The 19,803-nt window shown below is 34.3% G+C and carries 19 protein-coding genes, 17 tRNA genes, 1 rRNA gene and 1 pseudogene; 8 read left to right on the top strand and 30 right to left on the bottom strand.

Translation table 11 applies throughout. The annotated features are described in order from the left end of the window. The first annotated feature begins 468 nt into the window (after positions 1-468). From ACNHOZ_RS28265 to ACNHOZ_RS28255, 3 genes are all read left to right on the top strand, one after another. On the top strand, positions 469-1,044 hold the full coding sequence (locus ACNHOZ_RS28265; RefSeq protein ID WP_014462093.1) for a MerR family transcriptional regulator: 576 nt from the start codon (positions 469-471) through the stop codon (positions 1,042-1,044). A 612-nt stretch (positions 1,045-1,656) separates the two neighbouring features. Further along, positions 1,657-1,896 carry a hypothetical protein gene (locus tag ACNHOZ_RS28260; RefSeq protein WP_342837775.1) on the top strand — a complete coding sequence of 80 codons (240 nt, stop codon included), beginning with the start codon at positions 1,657-1,659 and terminating at the stop codon, positions 1,894-1,896. Next, on the top strand, positions 1,893-2,327 hold the full coding sequence (locus ACNHOZ_RS28255; protein WP_447697430.1) for a sulfotransferase family 2 domain-containing protein: 435 nt from the start codon (positions 1,893-1,895) through the stop codon (positions 2,325-2,327). The genes ACNHOZ_RS28260 and ACNHOZ_RS28255 overlap by 4 nt, the downstream gene beginning before the upstream one ends. A gap of 536 nt (positions 2,328-2,863) precedes the next feature. Here the strand turns inward: ACNHOZ_RS28255 and ACNHOZ_RS28250 are convergent. The 4 genes from ACNHOZ_RS28250 to ACNHOZ_RS28235 all read right to left on the bottom strand — a co-directional run bounded on the left by ACNHOZ_RS28250 (position 2,864) and on the right by ACNHOZ_RS28235 (position 4,475). Then, positions 2,864-3,286 (bottom strand): hypothetical protein, encoded by a 423-nt coding sequence (locus tag ACNHOZ_RS28250; RefSeq protein ID WP_098113947.1) that lies wholly within the window; start codon positions 3,284-3,286, stop codon positions 2,864-2,866. Then, positions 3,286-3,543 (bottom strand): hypothetical protein, encoded by a 258-nt coding sequence (locus ACNHOZ_RS28245; RefSeq protein WP_095380446.1) that lies wholly within the window; start codon positions 3,541-3,543, stop codon positions 3,286-3,288. Before ACNHOZ_RS28245 ends, ACNHOZ_RS28250 begins: the two co-directional genes overlap by 1 nt. Before the next feature lie 277 nt (positions 3,544-3,820). Then, positions 3,821-4,204 carry a LuxR family transcriptional regulator gene (locus tag ACNHOZ_RS28240; RefSeq protein WP_098113948.1) on the bottom strand — a complete coding sequence of 128 codons (384 nt, stop codon included), beginning with the start codon at positions 4,202-4,204 and terminating at the stop codon, positions 3,821-3,823. A gap of 109 nt (positions 4,205-4,313) precedes the next feature. Beyond that, on the bottom strand, positions 4,314-4,475 hold the full coding sequence (locus ACNHOZ_RS28235) for a hypothetical protein (protein WP_155916276.1): 162 nt from the start codon (positions 4,473-4,475) through the stop codon (positions 4,314-4,316). A gap of 171 nt (positions 4,476-4,646) precedes the next feature. Here ACNHOZ_RS28235 and ACNHOZ_RS28230 point away from each other — a divergent pair, with 171 nt between their 5' ends. The 3 genes from ACNHOZ_RS28230 to ACNHOZ_RS28220 all read left to right on the top strand — a co-directional run bounded on the left by ACNHOZ_RS28230 (position 4,647) and on the right by ACNHOZ_RS28220 (position 7,435). Further along, positions 4,647-5,390: a hypothetical protein gene (locus ACNHOZ_RS28230; protein WP_176521467.1), complete on the top strand. Its 744-nt coding sequence runs from the start codon at positions 4,647-4,649 to the stop codon at positions 5,388-5,390. 232 nt (positions 5,391-5,622) lie between these two features. After that, positions 5,623-5,895 carry a hypothetical protein gene (locus tag ACNHOZ_RS28225; RefSeq protein ID WP_447697429.1) on the top strand — a complete coding sequence of 91 codons (273 nt, stop codon included), beginning with the start codon at positions 5,623-5,625 and terminating at the stop codon, positions 5,893-5,895. Positions 5,896-6,284: 389 nt separating this feature from the next. Then, positions 6,285-7,435 (top strand): IS3 family transposase gene (locus tag ACNHOZ_RS28220; protein ID WP_447697428.1). Its coding sequence is split into 2 segments (ribosomal slippage): positions 6,285-6,555 and positions 6,555-7,435, totalling 1,152 coding nucleotides; the frame shifts between segments, so codons are not numbered across the junction. 105 nt (positions 7,436-7,540) lie between these two features. Here the strand turns inward: ACNHOZ_RS28220 and ACNHOZ_RS28215 are convergent. Beyond that, complete coding sequence (locus ACNHOZ_RS28215) at positions 7,541-7,762, bottom strand: helix-turn-helix domain-containing protein (protein WP_098113951.1); 222 nt, start codon at positions 7,760-7,762, stop codon at positions 7,541-7,543. A 10-nt stretch (positions 7,763-7,772) separates the two neighbouring features. Continuing rightward, entirely contained in the window at positions 7,773-8,249 is a 477-nt protein-coding gene (locus ACNHOZ_RS28210; RefSeq protein ID WP_342837858.1) for a DUF2975 domain-containing protein, read from the bottom strand. A 2,259-nt stretch (positions 8,250-10,508) separates the two neighbouring features. On the opposite strand from ACNHOZ_RS28210, the gene ACNHOZ_RS28205 reads away from it, so the two are divergent. After that, a protein-coding gene (locus tag ACNHOZ_RS28205; RefSeq protein ID WP_087947471.1) for an IS3 family transposase occupies positions 10,509-11,857 on the top strand; the annotation gives its coding sequence in 2 pieces (ribosomal slippage) (positions 10,509-10,953 and positions 10,953-11,857; 1,350 coding nt in all). A 127-nt stretch (positions 11,858-11,984) separates the two neighbouring features. Here the strand turns inward: ACNHOZ_RS28205 and ACNHOZ_RS28200 are convergent. From ACNHOZ_RS28200 to ACNHOZ_RS28185, 4 genes and pseudogenes are all read right to left on the bottom strand, one after another. After that, positions 11,985-12,218 (bottom strand): hypothetical protein, encoded by a 234-nt coding sequence (locus tag ACNHOZ_RS28200; protein WP_034266402.1) that lies wholly within the window; start codon positions 12,216-12,218, stop codon positions 11,985-11,987. Between the two features lie 114 nt (positions 12,219-12,332). Then, complete coding sequence (locus ACNHOZ_RS28195; protein ID WP_447697427.1) at positions 12,333-12,560, bottom strand: hypothetical protein; 228 nt, start codon at positions 12,558-12,560, stop codon at positions 12,333-12,335. A 618-nt stretch (positions 12,561-13,178) separates the two neighbouring features. Beyond that, positions 13,179-13,622, bottom strand: a pseudogene (locus tag ACNHOZ_RS28190) (DUF1796 family putative cysteine peptidase). A 223-nt stretch (positions 13,623-13,845) separates the two neighbouring features. Beyond that, on the bottom strand, positions 13,846-14,580 hold the full coding sequence (locus tag ACNHOZ_RS28185; protein WP_098113506.1) for a hypothetical protein: 735 nt from the start codon (positions 14,578-14,580) through the stop codon (positions 13,846-13,848). A gap of 187 nt (positions 14,581-14,767) precedes the next feature. Here ACNHOZ_RS28185 and ACNHOZ_RS28180 point away from each other — a divergent pair, with 187 nt between their 5' ends. Further along, entirely contained in the window at positions 14,768-15,616 is an 849-nt protein-coding gene (locus ACNHOZ_RS28180) for a hypothetical protein (protein WP_342837854.1), read from the top strand. A gap of 550 nt (positions 15,617-16,166) precedes the next feature. Here ACNHOZ_RS28180 and ACNHOZ_RS28175 read toward each other — a convergent pair. The 20 genes from ACNHOZ_RS28175 to rrf form a co-directional block, all read right to left on the bottom strand. Continuing rightward, positions 16,167-16,364 (bottom strand): IDEAL domain-containing protein, encoded by a 198-nt coding sequence (locus ACNHOZ_RS28175; RefSeq protein ID WP_014462077.1) that lies wholly within the window; start codon positions 16,362-16,364, stop codon positions 16,167-16,169. A 180-nt stretch (positions 16,365-16,544) separates the two neighbouring features. Continuing rightward, positions 16,545-17,156: a recombinase family protein gene (locus ACNHOZ_RS28170; protein ID WP_014462076.1), complete on the bottom strand. Its 612-nt coding sequence runs from the start codon at positions 17,154-17,156 to the stop codon at positions 16,545-16,547. Positions 17,157-18,065: 909 nt separating this feature from the next. Further along, positions 18,066-18,137: transfer RNA gene (locus ACNHOZ_RS28165), tRNA-Glu, on the bottom strand. Positions 18,138-18,179: 42 nt separating this feature from the next. Further along, positions 18,180-18,253, bottom strand: a tRNA-Ile gene (locus ACNHOZ_RS28160). Between the two features lie 12 nt (positions 18,254-18,265). Beyond that, positions 18,266-18,339: transfer RNA gene (locus ACNHOZ_RS28155), tRNA-Gly, on the bottom strand. An 11-nt stretch (positions 18,340-18,350) separates the two neighbouring features. After that, positions 18,351-18,426, bottom strand: a tRNA-Asp gene (locus tag ACNHOZ_RS28150). A gap of 11 nt (positions 18,427-18,437) precedes the next feature. Beyond that, positions 18,438-18,530 (bottom strand) — tRNA-Ser (locus ACNHOZ_RS28145). A gap of 10 nt (positions 18,531-18,540) precedes the next feature. Continuing rightward, positions 18,541-18,616, bottom strand: a tRNA-Ala gene (locus ACNHOZ_RS28140). Positions 18,617-18,621: 5 nt separating this feature from the next. Further along, positions 18,622-18,698 (bottom strand) — tRNA-Pro (locus ACNHOZ_RS28135). A gap of 4 nt (positions 18,699-18,702) precedes the next feature. Next, positions 18,703-18,779: transfer RNA gene (locus ACNHOZ_RS28130), tRNA-Arg, on the bottom strand. Positions 18,780-18,788: 9 nt separating this feature from the next. Continuing rightward, a tRNA-Leu gene (locus ACNHOZ_RS28125) sits at positions 18,789-18,877 on the bottom strand. 12 nt (positions 18,878-18,889) lie between these two features. After that, a tRNA-Cys gene (locus tag ACNHOZ_RS28120) sits at positions 18,890-18,963 on the bottom strand. Positions 18,964-18,973: 10 nt separating this feature from the next. After that, positions 18,974-19,048, bottom strand: a tRNA-Gly gene (locus tag ACNHOZ_RS28115). A gap of 19 nt (positions 19,049-19,067) precedes the next feature. Next, positions 19,068-19,149: transfer RNA gene (locus ACNHOZ_RS28110), tRNA-Leu, on the bottom strand. Positions 19,150-19,162: 13 nt separating this feature from the next. Continuing rightward, positions 19,163-19,238, bottom strand: a tRNA-Lys gene (locus tag ACNHOZ_RS28105). 4 nt (positions 19,239-19,242) lie between these two features. Beyond that, positions 19,243-19,317 (bottom strand) — tRNA-Gln (locus ACNHOZ_RS28100). A gap of 6 nt (positions 19,318-19,323) precedes the next feature. Next, a tRNA-Tyr gene (locus ACNHOZ_RS28095) sits at positions 19,324-19,407 on the bottom strand. 8 nt (positions 19,408-19,415) lie between these two features. Next, positions 19,416-19,491, bottom strand: a tRNA-Thr gene (locus tag ACNHOZ_RS28090). 4 nt (positions 19,492-19,495) lie between these two features. Next, positions 19,496-19,571, bottom strand: a tRNA-Val gene (locus ACNHOZ_RS28085). Positions 19,572-19,677: 106 nt separating this feature from the next. Then, positions 19,678-19,793, bottom strand: a 5S ribosomal RNA gene (rrf, locus tag ACNHOZ_RS28080). Positions 19,794-19,803 lie beyond the last annotated feature (10 nt).

Genomic DNA, 19,803 nt, shown 5'->3' with positions numbered 1-19,803 from the left:
TAATGAGCTACACAAAATACTTGAATTAAAGTTAGAGAAAGTACATTCTAGATTCGTCTGAAGCTATTTTATATCAAGCTTTCTAGGTACTCTAGTTTCTTTGGACCTTAGGAGAGGAAAAGATCTGAATCAGTTGTTAACAAAGATATTTCTTAACAGTTAATGTTGATCCTTAAGTTGCTTTTTTTGAACTTTATATATAATCTATCTACATTTAAAATAAACAATTTTACTCTTGAAAAGTTTATGATTTCATCTAGAATTGAAAAGGAAGAATAAAAGGCCTAACGAAAGAAAAAGAAAAATGTACATAAAAAACAGGAATATAAAGTAATTAATAGAATTTTACTAGAAATATAAATCTTGAATAACATCTCGCAAAACCGCATTCTAGAATTGCCATTAACACTGATATATCAACTTCAAAGTATATCTAGATTTTTATACAGAAAGGAGAATCCTAGAAAAATGCATGAAAAAAATAAAGATGAAGTAGTCTATACTTTGAAAGATACAGTAAAGCTAACTGGATTAAGTGTAGATCTTATTCGCTTATATGAAAAAGAATTCAATCTCCAAATTCAACGAACAGAAGGCGGACATAGGCGCTATAACAAACAAAACATCGATTTATTAACTGAAATAAAAAAAAGAATTCAAGAGCAAAACTGGAGCTATAAGATGATAAACCAGTGGCTTCAAGGAGAAATTGTACCGGAGACAGTGGAAGTTCAATCAAACCTTGAAAAAAAAGTACAATCCCTTGAAGAAAAAGTTCAAGAGTTGCTTAATCGCTCTGAAAAAGATGAGCAATTTCAATTAGCGCTTATCCAACGACTAGATGAACAAGGAAGCCTTATAAAGAAACTTACAGAAAAACTAGACCACCAAGACAAATACATTGAAAACAATCTAGAGAAACGCGATGAGAAATTGACTAGTGCCATACGTGAAATTAGTGATACAAAAAAACTTATCGCGGCCGCCCAAGAAAATCTTGATTCAAAACCAAAAGGATTCTGGAGTAAGATTTTTGGGGGTTAATACGTTACTTAAACGATAAAAGTAGCAGGTTTTTTTGTTCATTACAGAAAATCCTGCTGCTTTTATCGTTTATTTTCGATGAATAAATAGTAAATTTAAAGATTTTATGTTTAGTTGCCAGAAGAAATTTATTATTGTTAAACAATTCTATAAGTTCTTGAAGGGGAATTTACAGGTGTGGCAGCTTTTACTAATACAGTTTGTCCATTTGACGGCATCCTATTTTTAAACACATAAACTCTGGTTTATCCGCCTGGAGTACCACGTCCTCTAGAAGCCTTTCTTAGCACGATACTTCTTTCGTTATTTGAATCAAGTACCCAATGAAAATACCATAGCTGTCGTAGAAACTGCCTATTGGTATCTTGATGGCGTTCATCAAATATACAATGATTGATTTGTTCTGTCCAACATAAATATCGACCACTAGAAATTCTTCATTGTTTATGTGATCGGTATCTAATTCCTACGCAAGATTCACGGTTTATTATTCCTAAAAAGAAATGTGTGTCTTTGTAACATTTTTATTGTAAAAGATACGTAAAATTTATCAATAATCCATTTATGGAACTGATATTCTTATAGGCAATTAGAGGAGAGGTGCAATTTCAAATGGATGAAAAAGTTGTTATCTTTATGCACATTCCTAAAACAGGGGGAACCACACTTAATAATATTTTTAAAAAGTTCTACTCTGAAAATGAAATATACGATCATGTTCCTTTAGAAGAGATGAATAGACAGTTTAGCCAATTAAAAGAAGAAGATAAAAAAAACATAAAAGCTATATCCGGCCATCATTTCTATGGAATACATGAATTTTTTCTCAACCCTATGTTTATTTTAGTATGATGCGTCATCCGGTTGAGCGTATCATATCATTATATTATTTTTTGAAATCGTATCCAGGGTATTATGAAGAGAACATGAAACATATGTCTTTTGAAGACTACATTGATTGGGACCCTCAAGCTACAAATGGCCAAACTAAACAAATTTGCGGGGTGAAATCTCAACTAAGCGTAGAGAAAGCGAAAGAAAACTTGCTGGAATTTGGATCAATAGGAATAACAGAAATGTTTAACGAATCGCTTCTGTTACTAAAGAAAAAATTCAAATGGGGAAATATTAAATATAAGAAGGTGAATGTGACAAAATCTCGCCCTTTGCTCAACGAAGTCCCCATTGATATCATTAAGAAAATAGAAAAGCACAATGAGTTGGATATAGAGCTGTTTCAGTATATAAAATCTAATTTCATCAAACAAATAAATGATTTATAGAAATAAAAATGAAAACTCTCAATAGAGAGAGCTTTCATTTAATATATAAGAAAAGGTTACCTTATTAAAAAAAATGCGGTATCAAATCCCATATATAGTTAGTTCAATTTTTTATGATAAAGGGATTATGTCTCATTTAATTAATATAGCCATGTAAGCTTCATACGCTTTGTATAAGGTTCATATAGGTCTTTTAAATAGTTACGTGTTATTTGAATAATTTGAGGGCTCTTGTCATCCTTTTTAAGCCTTAGCATTAAATGATAAGCCTTTGTCCTTTCTTTACGTACCAAACGCAGCAAAACTAACAAATCATACGTATGAAAGCATGCAAGTTCATTAAAAGACCTCTCAACGTCCTCTAAGACCACAAATTCTTTTAATTTAGGTCCTTTTATATTTAAAGTAGCTCCACAAAAAGAGCAGCTATCTTCTAATACCTCTGTCCCGCAATAACTACATATCAAACTGTATTCACCTCGTTTATTAAAAGGAAAAGTAGGCTTAAGCCTACCTAGCTAGCCTTAAAGGCTATTTTAGCTTTTAGGGTATTCCTTATCCAGCCGTTTTTGTCGTTGATTCACAATACGTTCATTTACAACTTTTTTAGCAAGTTTAGTTACTTCTAGTTCTAATAGATCTGTTGTCATAATTGCATCATAGCCGTGGTGAAAATATAATCCATTCATGAACTCGATAAGAATTTGTGTATTCTTATCTGCACTATTTGTTCCTAATCGAATCTTTTTTATTTCGCTTTTTAATGCATCATTGAGATTTTCACTAACCGTTTCCGTAATATAATCTAACGACCATTCTTTCTTTTTTTCTTCTCGATACTTTTTACAGATATCCATAATCGCTTCTCCTGGGAAACGAAGTTTATGTTCAGCCATATAATCTTGGATATATTGATCCGTTTCTTTATCAAGTGTAATCATACGTCGTTGTGTTTCCATTACTCCTCTACATCTCCCATCAGTTCATAGATAATATCATTCATCTTTTCAATTGATATCGCACATTGTTTCATCATTTCGATGTTCTGTTCAATGATAGCTTCTAATCTTTTTTCTCTTTCTACTTGCTCATCAAAAAAAGCTAATACTTCAAATTGTTCTTTCAAAAATTGTTGACGAGACATTCCATTTTCTTTCGCTAGTGCATCAACTTTTTGCATAGCAACCGGATCAATATTTCGTAAAAAGATATCCATGAAATCATTCCTTTTCTGTCAAAGTACAAAATTTCCAGTACGAGTAGAGAAGAGCATAAGGGGTTTTTGATATCACATGGCTGTGATATGCTGGGCAAAGCCCAGCAAAACAACGTTTTCACCCTCAAAAAAGTGACCCCACGAAAACTTCCAGTCTGTCGACCTGGTGTTGACCTGAAGAGCAAAAAAAGCGCGTAATGTCGACCTGGTGTCGATATCAAAACTTACACCTTTCTGGAAATGTTGACCTACTGTCCACTCACCGTCCCCTCAACTTTTATGAAGTTTTAACTAGTTTTTGAAAGATTTCTTGATGATAATTCGTGAAGTTTTGAGAAGAAGTTTGGGTAGTTTTTTTATAAAAATCGATTGCTTCTTTCATCGAAGAAACGTTTAATTTTTGCAGAATGCTGCGTCTCTGATTCTTAATTTTGCTCTCTTCTTTGAATAAAATGTTTTGCATTTCTGTAATTGAATGGCCATCAAGTGCAAGAGTAAAAATGTCTTGTTCAGACGACCTAAGTTGTTTTAAAAAAAGTTTTTCTTTAAGTATTTGGCATTCTTCTTCAACACGTTTAAGGCGATCTACTTGGTGTACTAAGTCGGAAGCTACACTCAATATATTCTCAATACCTATTAACAACTTTTCAGTTTGATCCATAATAAGACCCTGCTATTTCTAGAGGGCAACCCATGTTACAATGTAAGTGTCTATACATGTGATTCTACATGGGGGTGCTTCCTTTACAGAGGAAGTGCCCTTTCTTTGTTTACTTTTTTTTTCTTACTTTCTTCACATGCTCTTCTAATAAAGCCTTTACATACTTTGTAATACTTGTATCATTCTCTACAGCTAAGAAACGCAACTCCTTGTGTAACTCTTCTGGAATATCACATGTAAGTCTTCGATTACCTTCTTTAACCCTGCTCATATGCTCTCCTTTTCAAGCAACGTATTTAAGTTGCAACGTTGCTTTTGGTTAATTTTAAAGGATATAATTTCCAAAGTCAATAAAATAATCGTGCTGTCATTGGACAAGCATACAAGCAAATTATTAGCAATTACATAACTTGTACTAATTATATAAAAGGAAGTGCATTAATTGAAAAAATCAAGAAAGAGAAAATACAGATATAACTATAGTTACTCAGTCCAATCTCAGGGTGATCCTTCGGTTAATGTTTATGGTATCTTTACTCCCGGTTCTGCCCCCAGTGATAGTAATGGCCGGCAAAATAGATTTAATCGAGACATTTCCTCAGCTAATCAGATATGGAATAGTGGAGGTGAATGTAATATAAACTTTATTTCACAACCTATAATCGAAGTAAATACAGTAATAGATGCGACCGATTTAAGTACTAATGAAGCATTTAGAGGACCTGTTGAGAATCTCATCAATCAAGTTAAACAAATGAATGGGAATCAACCTGGCATATACGTTGTTTACACAAGTGGCAATGATTTTGCATCTCCTTCAGGTAATAGTCGACCTATAGGTGTTGGTGGGGTAATAATTGAGAATTTTAGAGTTGAAAACGGTGTACCTCAATTTACACTCTTTGGATCCATTGCATTGAGTAACAGAGCTTTGAGTGCTCCTTTTGCATTTGCACATGAAGCAGGACATGCTTTATTTACTCACCTTAATAACCAACCTGTTAATAATGTATTCATGTTTGAATCTATAGATCCTACGGGTCCTTTTATTGATTCTGCAGGAAATATTGATACAGCCCACAGTAACCTTACAGGTAATCTCATGGCTCCTATACTCCCTAACAGTACTCCAACTATTAATCCGTTACAGTGTCAAAAAGCTAGCATGAGTAGAATATTTCAATAATCTTAATAGGAATTTAAGATCGTTATTGTTAAAGAGTAGAGATTTTCAAATGGTTTTCTTGAAAATCTTACTAGTACCTTGTATAGATACTAGCATATATTGAATTAAATAAAGTTCATTTGTTTCAAGATACTTGTCCTATAACATTACAAGTATACAAACATTATTTTTATTAGAGAATAAATTATATAGAAAAACCAACAAAAAGGTTAATTTCTCAACGTTTAAAGGCATGAATGCTTTACTTTTTGCTAATGCTGAGGACCTTGTAAGTCCCTCAGCATTCAGAGCCACTAATCCTAATACTACTATTCCTATTTCTCAAGCTGATACTTTTGTAAAAGTTACATTTCCAAATGAACAATTTGATATAGGTAATAATGAATATAATGCAGCTACTTCAACATTTATACCTGAGTTTAATGGTGTATACGCGTTTAATGCATCAATCTTCTTTCAGCCAGATAATCCAAATATTGATTATGAAGTAGAATTATTTTTTTAAGTAAATGGTTTATTATTAGATGCTGAGGTTGAGTTTCTTGGGGCATCTAGTCGTTTTGATGGTGTCATAGAGATCAATGACATACTTCAATTAAATGCTGGAGATAGAGTAGAAGTTTTAGTTGTTAGTTGTTTTAGTACTACTCCAGGTAGAATTAGAGCAGACAACAGAATATACTTTGCTGGAGCTAGGTTCCCCTCTGCAAAACAATAATTTAATTTTATAATTATACCCATAGTTAACATAATCAACATTCTAGATACCAAAAAAAGCTTTGATTTTGAAGGGACTGACCGGGACTGACCCCCTAGAGTGAGACAAATAAAAAACACCTTTAAGTTAAAAAACGGGTATGTAGTACCTAACAATAACTTGGAGGTGTTTTTTCTATGGGGACAAGAGTCAGTTATCCGGTAGAAATAAAATTAAAAGCGATTGAAATGAGATTAGCTGGTATACCTGTAAAAGAAGTATTATCACAGCTGAATATTCGTAATCATACCCAATTAAAAACGTGGATGACATGGTATAAAAATGGAGAAATGCATCGATTTGAACAGCCTGTAGGCAAGCAATATTCATATGGAAAAGGTCCTGAATTTAAGAGCGAGACGTCTAAGTTAGAGGCAGAGAACCGGCAGTTAAAGCAACAGATTGAGATCTTAAAAAAGTACAAGGAATTGGAAAGGAAGTGGTACCAGAAATCGTAGTGAACACAGTAGAAGAGCTAAAAGGTCAGGTGCCTATTTATCAAATCTGTTTACATCTTAATATCCCTCAATCCACTTACTATCGTTGGAAGCAACATACAAAACGGGATACATTAAAGAAATGGATGGAACAACAAGTTGGTGAACAATGTCATAAACACAAGTTTCGATATGGCTATCGAAAGATTATAGCATTACTCAATCGAACGATGAAGATGAATCATAAGTTTGTGCAGCGTGCCATGCAGAAGTATGGTTGGCAATGTCGCGTAAAACGGAAGAAACGTCAGCGAACAGGGCAACCTTATCAGGTTGCAGAGAATGTATTAAATCGTGACTTTCGAGCTGATCGTCCTCTTCAAAAACTAGTGACGGATATTACCTACTTGCCTTTTGAGCCTAAACAGTTGTATCTTTCAAGTATTCAGGATTTATTTAACGGAGAAATCATCGCGTATTCCATTGGTGATTGTCAAAACGTAGCGTTTGTTCTAGATACGTTAAGTCAACTTCCTTCTTTGCCTGAAGGATGCACGCTGCATAGCGATCAAGGTTCCGTGTACACATCGTATGCTTATCAACAAAAAATCAACGAAAGAGGCATTACCATGAGTATGTCCCGCAAAGGGACTCCCGCAGATAATGCCTCTTTCGAATCGTTTCATTCCTCGCTAAAGTCTGAAACGTTCTACCTTGACGAGTTGACATACACTACGACCACCATCGTAGAGCAAACCGTCAAAAACTATATTACTTATTATAACAATGCCCGTATTCAAACAAAACTAAACAACCAGTCACCTGTACAATATCGGCAACTGGTCGTTTGAAAGGTGTTTTGATCCCTGTCTCAAAAACAGGGGTCAGTCCCGTCCCCCTTAGGATAGCTTTTTTGTTTTTTGATCTGAAATAAAACGAAGTATGAGGAAAATATATTAATCCTCTCTTTCCTCATTTGCTTGATATTCTAAAATATCTCCTGGTTGGCAATCCAATGCTTTACAAATTTCTTCAAGTGTTGAAAATCTAACTGCTTTTGCTTTTCCATTTTTCAATATAGAAAGGTTAGATATGGTTATTCCAACTCTTTCTGCAAGTTCTGTTACACTCATTTTTCTTTTAGCTAGCATGACATCAATATTAATAATAATGGCCATTTTAATCACCTCAGACCGTTAAGTCATTTTCTGATTTTATATCAATTGCTTCTTTTAAAAGTTTTTGGAGGACAGCAGCAAACACTGCGATTACCATAGAAGCAAAAATAGGAATCATACCAAATACTATAAGGCCTGGAGCATCATCTTTGTCAGCCATAAGGAAGACAAAAGGGAACATAATTACATATAAAATACTAATTGTACTCGCACAGTATTTTATTTTCTTCAAAACATCTACTGAGATTTGAGAGAACGCCTGGTTTTTATCGATATAAGTTAAAAGTTTAAAAGCTTGATACAGCGCGATAAAAAATGGTATTGCAGATACGTACATAATAGATACACCAGGGTATAGTAGGTATGCATATTCGGGATTAGCCGGATTGTTTGCTAAGTGGATAATACCAAATATACATAAAGCAAAAACTGGAATACTTATTAGTAAAACTGCAATTTTTAGAAATAATGATGAACCTTTTTTCATAAAATACACCTCACATGTTTGTTTTCAAATAAACTATAACATCTAATTTATTGTTTAACAATAAATTTTTGTTTTTAAATATAAATTTATTGTTGTTTTATTTATATGTATTTGTGCCTTGAGTAAACTATTCAAGATAAGTAAATCATCAAATTAACAACTTCAATACACTCATTTTGAACGTTCTTTTGAATGATGGAGTAACAATTTAATTACATCTATTTTGCTAGTGCTTGTACTATCTTTTAAAAAGCTAGCATTATACTATCACTTTCATTTAACTAGCTAAAACTAGCTGCTCCGGTATTATTATTTAGCTTTTGTTCTAAAAATATAGTGCTAGTATTTAAACACAAAATACTATCTCCTGCTAAAAGAAATACTCAAATATAGAACCATAGATAAAAAAGCTCAAAGAACCTTTGAGCTTTTTTAAGAATGAAATTTTCCCATTAAACAATACTCTGACCAATAGGGACATGTCTAAGGAGCGTACCAATTTAATGAAATATTCGTGTCACATTAACAAGATATGCGGGATATAAGGCACGTGTACCTAAAGGAAACAAGACTATTGGATGGTTTTTTTTAGGTAAGATTAAGTAAAAAGTTATGCTCTATCCAAAATAAACATAGTATTTAAAAAGAGGACTCAACAACCTTACAGAATAAAACAGAAACAACACTTGGTCTTATGAGACCAAGTGTTGTTTCTGTTTTAGATGAATTGAAAAACATATTCGATGCAAATTAAAAAAAGAAGAAGCTTTTAGTATCCATGAATGCGCATTAAAAAAGAAAAAATCACTTGAAGAAATAAGTGATTTTTTCTTTTGTTGAAAGGAATCAAAATATGAAAAATCTATTTAAATATCTGTTCTTTTTAATCGGCGGAGCAATTTGGATTAGCGTTTTAATATTCTCTATCTACACTGATCTTGCTAATGTTTATGGTTATAACCCTGTACGTATAGAGGAATGAAAAAGTAAAAAGACTCAAAATTATAAAGAAATATAAAAATAAACAACTTGAATATCGAAAAACACTTTGAGCAAACTATTCATGATGCCTACTAAAGGGCGCCTTCCACTGCAACCTTATGAAAAAGAAAGCTACCCTCCCTGGCAGCTTTCTTTTTTTATGAATTACTTATGGCATAAAATTCATTCGTTTAAACAAACTACTCATGATGATTCATATCATCATCTTGCCTAGCATAATCCATGAAAAAACTCCTGAACAGGCACCAGGGGTTTTTTCTATTTTTTGAGGGCATATCACATAAAAACCTAGTTATCATAATGGACTTCATTAGCAACAAGCTTTAAAATTCATCTCGTATAGTCGAACAGCTGAAATCAGTAATATTTAGTAGGAGTGATTAGTAAGTTGGGTCAGTTTTTTTGTCAGATTTGCGATTCTGAATTTAAAAGCTATAATAAAAATGCAAAATATTGTTCTCAGAAGTGTAAAGGAAAAGCATATATCAAACATTCAATTAAAAAATGTAAAATTTGTAGAAAAGAATATAAACCAATACGAGCTACAAGTAAGTTTTGTTCTCTTAAATGTTGTGCTACAGATAAGAAAAATACAATTGTTCTTATACCCTTTTTTGTATCTATGAGATATTCTAATTTGACTACTAGTTTAGACCTTGAACATTTTTTATATTAGCTCCGATAGTATACATTGAAGCATTTCATACCCTTTAATAAATACAGATTTACTATTTAAAGTTCGTATACCTTTTACGAATTTTGAACAAACTGTTGAAGATACCTGAAGTATCAATTTCAACGCAATATCTCGATACTTAGAAAAAAACTCCCTACCACATGGGGAGTTTTTTTCTAAGTATAATTCAAATTCTAGTTGACACATGTTTGATTTTTTTATTTTTTAAATTTATATAACTCATTGTATTTTCATCATATTTTCATTTTTCTTTTTTATAATGTACTTTGTAAAAAGAAAAATAATCCGTTCATCAAATATAAATAATACAAATCGTATGATTAGTTAAGCTCACTTTACTAATCATACGGTTTTTGATCATAAAAGATAAAATCATTCCTATGTAAATAAATGCATTCACAGAGACTACTTTCTGTGAATGCATTTATTTACATAGAGCAAACTACACAAGATGTATAAAAACATCACAACTAACTTATGTCATGAAAAAACTATTGGTCCTTAATTGAACTGCACCCCACTTGTTAGACAAAAACTAATAATTGGAGGTGCAGTTTTTTATGTCAAAACACACACTTGAAACAAAGTTAAAAGCTGTAGATTTCTACATCAATAAGCAATATTCATATAAAGAAACAGCTGAGTTATATGGTGCGAATACATCAGATGTTATTCAATGGGTGGCATTATTTAAAAAACATGGGAAAGAAGGTTTAGAATCAACGTATACAAAGTACTCTGCCGAGTTTAAAATGGACGTATTAACGTATATTGAAAAAACGGGAGCGTCTATTCGTGAAGCATCTTCTGTATTTAATATCCCTTCATATTCAACGGTTATAAAATGGAGAAGGATCTTTGAAGAACAGGGCATGGACGGTCTGTATGCCAAGACCAGGAGGCCGCCAAAAGTGAAGAAGAATTCGATTAAAAATAATGATTCACAGAAAACAAATGAAGAGCTAGTAAAGGAACTTGAATATTTACGAATGGAAAATGCGTACTTAAAAAAGTTGAACGCCTTAGTACAAACATTAAGGGAATTAAAGAGCGAGAAAAAGCCCAAGTAGTGTTTGAATTAAGGCATGAGTATAAGGTCGTCGACCTTATCAAAGTAGCTAGAATCGCTCGTAGTACGTATTATTATTGGATAAAAGCCTTTAAGCGCCCTGACAAGTATAAAGAAGTTAAAGAAACCATTCATCATATCTTTCATAAACACAAAGGGAGGTATGGTTATCGTCGTATTACGCTAGAATTACACCGTCTAGGCTATCTTATTAATCATAAGACGGTCTGTCGATTGATGAAAGAGCTAGGCTTAAAGTGCCTCGTTCGGCTCAAAAAGTATCGTTCTTATCGTGGGAGAACAGGAAGAATCGCTCCAAATATCCTTAAACGTGATTTTAAAGCATCTAAACCAAATGAAAAATGGGTAACCGATATCACAGAGTTTCACCTATTCGGAGAGAAGCTTTACTTATCACCTATTTTGGACCTTTTTAATGGGGAAATTATCTCCTACCATATCGACAAGAGACCTGTATTTTCACTGGTCACTACGATGTTACATAAAGCATTTGACTGTTTAAATGAGGGAGACTGCCCTATTCTTCATTCTGATCAAGGATGGCACTACCAAATGACCAAATATCAGCATTTATTGAAGGAAAATAACATTACTCAAAGCATGTCCCGTAAGGGTAACTGTTTAGATAATGCGGTTATTGAAAACTTCTTTGGTCTATTAAAATCAGAGTTACTCTATCTACAAGAATTTGAAAGTATAGAACAGTTCAAACAGGAATTAGAGGCCTATATCCTCTATTACAACCATCTACGAATAAAAGAAAAATTAAAAGGATTGACCCCTGTAGAATACAGAATTCAATCCTCATTAGCTGCCTAAATAACGTGTCTAACTTTTTGGGTTCAGTTCAAATGGGCTAGTAGTTTTTTCTGTTTTCAAGCTGTATATGGTATACAGCCTTAGTTAACATAAAACGTGTTATCGGTAGAAATAAAAAAACAGACCTTTAATTAAAGATCTGTTTTCTTTCTTTAGCGAAAACTAGATACGTTCCCACTAAAAGCATAATGCCCGAAGCTATACAAATTAACCAGTACATTAAAGGGTAACTATATGAAACTGTCATAACCCCAGTATCTCTATGTAATGTTTTAACGATAAACGGAGTATACATCATCTTAATAGTTAAGTACGTTAATAAAGCTTGAGCAATAAGAAATATCCCTATTGCACGTTTCACGACTCTGCCTCCAAACTCATACATGTTTCTATGTACACTCTAACATAAATAGCCTTACTTATTAATGTTAGTTACCATAATCCAGATTACCGGCACAAAAAGAGCTTGAACTTATTAGTCCAAGCTCTTTTTGTTACGTTTATAAAGAAAAAAACCTATTGCTGCTCCAATTAAGGCTACAACAACTCCCACTCTAAGCAGAGGAATTATAAAATCACTTAAATCAAAGTAATTTGTTTCTTCCAGATCTCCTACAATAACCTCTTTATAAGGAACCGTAAAAAGCCCTAATGATATACCTAAAATAAATCCATATAAAAAGCCTTTTTCTATAAACTTCAACAAGAGTACCCTCCACCTAAAGCATATAATTTAACACTATTTTTCTATGAATACTATATACAACAGAAGTTTACATAATACCTCTTTCCGGAACACATCGAAAAAGAGAACCCTTGGTAGGTAAGGGTTCTTCAAGAGGCACTCTTCATGAATTATGCAGCTTTTTATACATCCTTGATACATCAGCGTTTTATCTTGAGGTGAATAAAAGCCGAATGTATAAAAAGCACATTTTTTATACATATGCTCATACTTAAAAACACAGTATTTATTGTAATATTATTTTTTTATGTTACATTATGTAAAAATAACATTATTATTTACTTGCTGTGTTATTCATTCTTCGACGAGTGTGAATCATAAAAAAGCAACCTCTCTCCAATGCCATTAGGTATGAGGTTGCTTCTCTTATTTTGAAACTCTTCTTATGCTTTCATTTTATTGTTTTCTAGAACTTAATGTTATACCTTCTAAAACATAATTCTATGTTTCCAGGTCATTAGGGAGTCTCGGTACTTTGACTGCACATACTTTATCAATTCCCCAATTAATTTCACTTACACCCTTGAATCCTTCTTCAGGGCATAGAATAAGAATATTAAAATTACCTTTAACAATCTATTCTAAAATTGCTTGTAATTCTAAAGATTGCTCATAGGTAGCAGCCCATCTAATAAATAAAACAGATTCAGAGGTTGTGATTTTTTCTATAAAACGATTAATTCGATTTGTAAGTTTTTCTTTATAGGAGGTGTATGTGGCACTCCAATGTTGATGTGGAATGATTGGGAAATCGTGGACTGAAATAATATTATAATGAGTATCCTCTATTAAATAAGATTGCACCCCTTCAATTAAGACCCCATCATCGACAAATGCAAACGCTCCATCAGTTAGTTACATGTTTTCAAGTTCCATAAAATTGCTGAATTTATTTTTCAGTAACCTATTAACATCAGAAAGTGATAGAGATACACTCCAGTCTAGTGGTCCAGAGAATGTCCTTAAATTTAAGCGTTTTAATTCCATTGCAGGATTACAAGCACTGCCTAAGCTAACAATTACATCGTATTATCCCTTAATTTCTTTTAGGTTCAACAGAATTCTCCTTTTTTATGACCTACTATATTAAATAGTGAGTTGAATTGTACTAGTTGTAAAAAATATTAAATACAAAAGTGAAATTATAGGAAAAAATCCTTTTTAAACATTCTTTAAGTGCTAATAGTTTGGTTTATAATCTTTCGTTTTGTATATATCATGCACTACTTTTAAACTAGTTGATTTAATTAAAATATTTATAGAACAAACTATCGGGTACATCGGGCTTTTTGGGTTGATAACTTCTCATAACGCACATTGGACATTCAGAAATAAAATAATTTGTAACTTTAGGGTCGTCGTAACCGCCCCTATGGAGCCAAGCATGAAACATAGAGCCTATAAGCAGGCCGGCAGTTACATTCGGTTGTTGGAGTTGATATACATTAACAATCATAGATAACGGCGTTTGAGTCTTAGTGACTGTCGGTGGTAATTGTATTGTTATAGGAGAAGGGGTGTATATCCAATCTATCCTAGCTCTTTGGGATCGGCGAAGTCCATTGTCTTTAATGACTTCTGTCAATTGTTCCATAGCTAAATCTGTGGCCTGTTTTCCGTCTGTAACATTAACACCAAAATAACGTAAAGGCTGTAAGTTTTTCACCGCATATGTGTTCGTGCAATCAGCCAATTGTGATACACCATTATTAAATCCATTGTTCCATTTTTGTGTTAGATGCAACGACCAGTTAAATAATACACCTTTAATAGTGTCTTGAATTTTTTGTACCTGGTCTGGAGTAAACTGCTTGGAAATATCAAAGAAAATAGTTGGTGGTAAGTCAGAGATGCCTTGGGGGATAGGGACTGCAAAAGCTATTTCTCTATAAATTTGTAGTGGAAGGTATTGTAAGAACTCTTTATCTTGATTTTTTTGAATAGATTTCTCTAAATTTTGTTTACTATTCGTTAGCAATGTTATGTTCCCCTTTTTTAAAAGGTATTTATATTAACAGAATATGCTACCAATCAAAAAGAGTTTGGACATGCTTAAAAAGAAAATATTTATTATTTTACTTCTCTTAAATAAAGAAGCATTTTTATCATCGTACAAGCATTCCTTGATCTAATGAATAATATATCAAGAACAATAGACAGAAAGGGTGGTAAAAATAATTAAGAACGATAAAGGTAAAAGAGAAAATGACTGCGTTCAAAATCAACCAGGACTCCCACTAGCTACTACAGTTAATTTAGCAGTTGTAGGTGATAGTCATGTAGGTTTTTTAAACAGTCAAAGTATGTTCAATACCCTTTTGCAAAGAGTAGTGAACAATGGTAATAAACGATATATTATATTTGGTGGAGATGATGTACACGCTTTAGGTGCTTCTTCAATACAAGTAGCTGAAACATATTACCAACAGTTCACTAATATTTTAAATAATGTTTTAGGATCAATTCCCTTCAGATCTTCTATAGGAAACTGGGAGGCTACTAACAGAAATAACAGTAGAGCTTTATTTCGACAGTACATCAATCGTTATTTAACTGGCTATAGAGTTATTCCTGGAACACAAGGGTTGGTGCGTCATGTTTGGTTAGATAATGGTCGAGGCGGGGTATTTAGCCAGGATAGCTTAAACTTGCTAAGTAACTTAGATCCTAACTATTATTACATTATTGATTTTCATTGGCCTTTGAGAGTTCCAGGTATAAATACGGAAATACATGGTGATCATGTTATGACTCAAATGCAGACAAACATGTTTTTTAATGCTATACCCTCTAACGTAAGGAACAAAATTTTAGCGATTTTCACTCATCATGCACATAAATTTTTTGCTAACTCAGTTACAATCAATCCTAACTTTCCTAATACCTCGTTTTTTGTAACTGGATGTTCAGGGGACTATGCATGTATATCCAGCGAGAGAGGATACTATGAATTAAATTTAACAGTCCAAAATAATATAGCTACTTTGCAAACCATAAAAACTCGCGTTCAATAGCTTGAGGAATAAAGAAGACTACATTAAGAGTAGGTAGGGTAACCTTAGGCAACTTTCCATTCTCAAAATGCAAAAATCGCCAGCTTATATAACTAGCGAAAAGCTGCATTTATTATTTCATTTGTATAAGTTTACTTTTTATAACATATTATCTCCTTTATCTCACAACTTACTATTTCTTAGTACGTATGATCGTGTTACATTAAAAGATAAAACTATTCCTTTGATCTTTAAGGAAGATAGTTTTATCTTCTTTTTACAATATGTCTCCATCAATCCGGAAAGGGAGGATTTTATGAGTAACATTCTTAACTTTAATAAGTTTCAAAGACATAAAATAATGAAGAAATTTCTTCGTTGCGCTTTAGTAACAGGAGCAATTATGATCTGCTGCATGCTTGCTTATTTACTAATCTTAATAGAAATATATTCTCCTGCTCATTATCCCATTTATATTGAAGCTAAACCATAATAATTGTGTTCTTAACCTCTTATGAAAGATACTCAGTCTGGTTTGTTTATATAATGACTTCCTATTTCTAATTATTTACTAAGATACAAATTTTAGTTCATCCGTTAAACGCAAAAAAGCTTCTTTGTCTTTATTCTTTAAGGACTGATCAATCTCTTCAAGAATTTTACCTCTTTTGAATTGTTTCGTTACTTGACTTAAAAACAATTCAGCTAATATTTCATCAGATATATTTTTTTCAATTTGACTCATTTCGTTGGATATATTATTTTCCATAAACGATTAACCCCTTTATCATTTCTCTTTTAAAAATAGTGTTTCCTTTTTTCATTGTTTTAATACGAGATTAATAGATAAATTAGTATATAGAAGAATGTGGAATAAAAGATAACTTGACACAAAGAATAATATTTATTTCAAAGCTCTAAAGGTAAAACATAAACTAGCTTAAACAGTTTACATATTCATTGCATCCTCATGTTGTTTTACTAATTTATAAAACGTTGTCTTTTTTACATTCGCTTCCTTCATTGCCTGTACGGCTGTAATTTCATTTCGTTTCCAACGGTTATAAGCCTCAATAAAATCTTGGCTAACTTGGGCTTTAGGACGGCCAAAAGATATACCACTCTTCAGCGCAGCATTAATTCCTTCTCGCTGGCGTTTACGAATACGATCTCGTTCTTCTTGCGCCATCCAGGACAAAATTTGAAGAACCAAATCTGCAATAAAGGTTCCCAAACTATCCTTATACTGAGTCGTATCCAGCAAAGGCATATCCAAGACAACAATGTCTGCCTCAATTTCTTTCGTAATAGCATTCCACTCTTGTAAAATTTCTTCTTTGTTACGACCAAAACGATCTAGTGAATGAATGTAAAGAATATCTCCTTTACGAATCATTCGTTTTAGTAATTGGTACTGTTCTCGATTGAAATTCTTTCCACTTTGTTTATCCATGAAAATATCTCGAGGAGAAATGCCCACTTCTTCCATGGACTGAAGTTGTCGTCCTTCATTTTGATCTCGGCTGCTTACACGGATATATCCAAATTTTCTATTTTCCATTTTTATACTCCCTTTTGTGTCTATCTTCTTTTTATTCTACCAAAAACGTTCGTAAAAGTGTATTAGATAAAGAGAACGTTCGTAATTACTTTTCTTACTTAAACGAACGATAAAAACAGTAGATTTCTTATATAAAAGGAAAGTTCGTAAAAGTATACTTTTACGAACTTTCCTTTTATATATTTATTAAATGTATAGAAGTATTTCCTTAGTGATTTAAACATTAGCCAAATAACTATGTCATGAACAATACATAGGAAATTGATATTATATTCCCTATTAAATTAATGTGATAAGAAGAAAGGTCTAAATTTATGCAGAGATTATTTAATTACAGCATTTATTAATAAAAAACATTAAATTATATGTCTTTAACGTGCAGAGAAACGCTCTGTAAGGAATTTAACTTTTGTTTTACACACAATGGGGGGATTAGATACAAATTTTCAGCAATTAAGAAAAGAGATTAGCACAACTTTTATAAAGGCATTTATATTAAGGAGAATATTTTATTTAAGGTTTTAAGTTATTAATACATAAAATGGTGGAGATCTTTAAACATTGTTTCTCGTTACAGAAGAGTCCATTCGGTTAAGGTCTATGAAAGTTGACCGTTTTTTGGTCATCACCTGTTTGTTCGAATCATCCTCTAAAGACCCCGTACCATCACATTGTACTATTGAGCAGATTCAAAGAACGCTTTTTCCGTTACGTCTCCTTCAACATCAGCAGCTTCTGCTGATCCAGAAGAACCTCCTAAATTCGGTAGAGCTAATGGAATCGCTAACTAAATAACTAAACCTACGGCAGAAGCTACCACAGCTTATTTCGCTTTTCTTATTCAATCTCCTCCTAATTTTATTTAATAGAAATAAAAAAGCAGTTTGCAAATGCAAACTGCTTTTTTGATGACCCGTACGGGATTCGAACCCGTGTTACCGCCGTGAAAGGGCGGTGTCTTAACCGCTTGACCAACGGGCCAGTATCAATTTATAAGTTAAATTCAATTACTATAAAACATGATGGGCCTAAGTGGACTCGAACCACCGACCTCACGCTTATCAGGCGTGCGCTCTAACCAGCTGAGCTATAGGCCCTTTACTTGGATTTGGAGCGGGTGATGAGAATCGAACTCACGACATCAGCTTGGAAGGCTGAGGTTTTACCACTAAACTACACCCGCATATTTTAAAGTGGCGGTCCCGACGGGAATCGAACCCGCGATCTCCTGCGTGACAGGCAGGCATGTTAACCGCTACACCACGGGACCAAAATAGAAAATGGCGGAGGAAGAGGGATTCGAACCCCCGCGGGCTTTAACACCCCTGTCGGTTTTCAAGACCGATCCCTTCAGCCGGACTTGGGTATTCCTCCGTGTACTGTATGGTGGAGCCTAGCGGGATCGAACCGCTGACCTCCTGCGTGCAAGGCAGGCGCTCTCCCAGCTGAGCTAAGGCCCCATAAATGGTCGGGAAGACAGGATTCGAACCTGCGACCCCTTGGTCCCAAACCAAGTGCTCTACCAAGCTGAGCTACTTCCCGTTTATGGCGCGCCCGAGAGGAGTCGAACCCCTAACCTTTTGATCCGTAGTCAAACGCTCTATCCAATTGAGCTACGGGCGCTTATTAAAATGGTGCCGAGGGCCGGACTTGAACCGGCACGGTAGTCACCTACCGCAGGATTTTAAGTCCTGTGTGTCTGCCAATTCCACCACCCCGGCAGGACTTATACGTGGAGGCGGCAACCGGATTTGAACCGGTGATAAAGGTTTTGCAGACCTTGGCCTTACCACTTGGCTATGCCGCCAATATATATATGGAGCGGAAGACGAGGTTCGAACTCGCGACCCCCACCTTGGCAAGGTGGGGGTCTACCACTGAACTACTTCCGCGCATTTATCTAAATTAAGATGCGGGTGAAGGGACTTGAACCCCCACGTCATAAGACACTAGATCCTAAGTCTAGCGCGTCTGCCAATTCCGCCACACCCGCGTGTAAATATAACTGGTGAGCCATGAAGGACTCGAACCTTCGACCCTCTGATTAAAAGTCAGATGCTCTACCAACTGAGCTAATGGCTCTCTATGGCTGGGCTAGCTGGATTCGAACCAACGCATGACGGAATCAAAATCCGTTGCCTTACCGCTTGGCGATAGCCCAATAAAATGGTGGAGGGGGGCAGATTCGAACTGCCGAACCCGAAGGAGCGGATTTACAGTCCGCCGCGTTTAGCCACTTCGCTACCCCTCCGATATAAATGGTGCCGGCAAGAGGACTTGAACCCCCAACCTACTGATTACAAGTCAGTTGCTCTACCAGTTGAGCTACACCGGCACTGTGGTGGAGGATGACGGGATCGAACCGCCGACCCCCTGCTTGTAAGGCAGGTGCTCTCCCAGCTGAGCTAATCCTCCAAATATCATACACAACATTAAATGTGTATATAAGTTTTTTACAAATGAGCCAAATAAAAAACCCCTAGACTCTTTTACAAGAGCATAAAAAGGGGTCTTATTCATTGCCTGGCAACGTCCTACTCTCACAGGGACAAAGTCCCAACTACCATTGGCGCTAAAGAGCTTAACTTCCGTGTTCGGTATGGGAACGGGTGTGACCTCTTCGCTATCGCCACCAGACAAGAGATTG

The organism is Priestia sp. D51 (assembly GCF_053345675.1).
Note: the sequence above shows the minus strand (reverse complement) of the source record. Positions and strands in the feature narration are given on the sequence as shown.

Bases quoted from the DNA above. Each gene is read 5' to 3' on its own strand.
- ACNHOZ_RS28260 (WP_342837775.1), top strand. From the start codon at position 1,657: ATGGATGAAAAAGTTGTTATCTTTATGCACATTCCTAAAACAGGGGGA.
- ACNHOZ_RS28210 (WP_342837858.1), bottom strand. From the start codon at position 8,249: ATGAAAAAAGGTTCATCATTATTTCTAAAAATTGCAGTTTTACTAATA.
- ACNHOZ_RS28255 (WP_447697430.1), top strand. From the start codon at position 1,893: ATGATGCGTCATCCGGTTGAGCGTATCATATCATTATATTATTTTTTG.
- ACNHOZ_RS28170 (WP_014462076.1), bottom strand. From the start codon at position 17,156: ATGGAAAATAGAAAATTTGGATATATCCGTGTAAGCAGCCGAGATCAA.
- ACNHOZ_RS28240 (WP_098113948.1), bottom strand. From the start codon at position 4,204: ATGGATCAAACTGAAAAGTTGTTAATAGGTATTGAGAATATATTGAGT.
- ACNHOZ_RS28245 (WP_095380446.1), bottom strand. From the start codon at position 3,543: ATGGATATCTTTTTACGAAATATTGATCCGGTTGCTATGCAAAAAGTT.
- ACNHOZ_RS28175 (WP_014462077.1), bottom strand. From the start codon at position 16,364: ATGGAAAATAATATATCCAACGAAATGAGTCAAATTGAAAAAAATATA.
- ACNHOZ_RS28235 (WP_155916276.1), bottom strand. From the start codon at position 4,475: ATGAGCAGGGTTAAAGAAGGTAATCGAAGACTTACATGTGATATTCCA.
- ACNHOZ_RS28215 (WP_098113951.1), bottom strand. From the start codon at position 7,762: ATGGCCATTATTATTAATATTGATGTCATGCTAGCTAAAAGAAAAATG.
- ACNHOZ_RS28250 (WP_098113947.1), bottom strand. From the start codon at position 3,286: ATGGAAACACAACGACGTATGATTACACTTGATAAAGAAACGGATCAA.
- ACNHOZ_RS28225 (WP_447697429.1), top strand. From the start codon at position 5,623: ATGAATGCTTTACTTTTTGCTAATGCTGAGGACCTTGTAAGTCCCTCA.
- ACNHOZ_RS28265 (WP_014462093.1), top strand. From the start codon at position 469: ATGCATGAAAAAAATAAAGATGAAGTAGTCTATACTTTGAAAGATACA.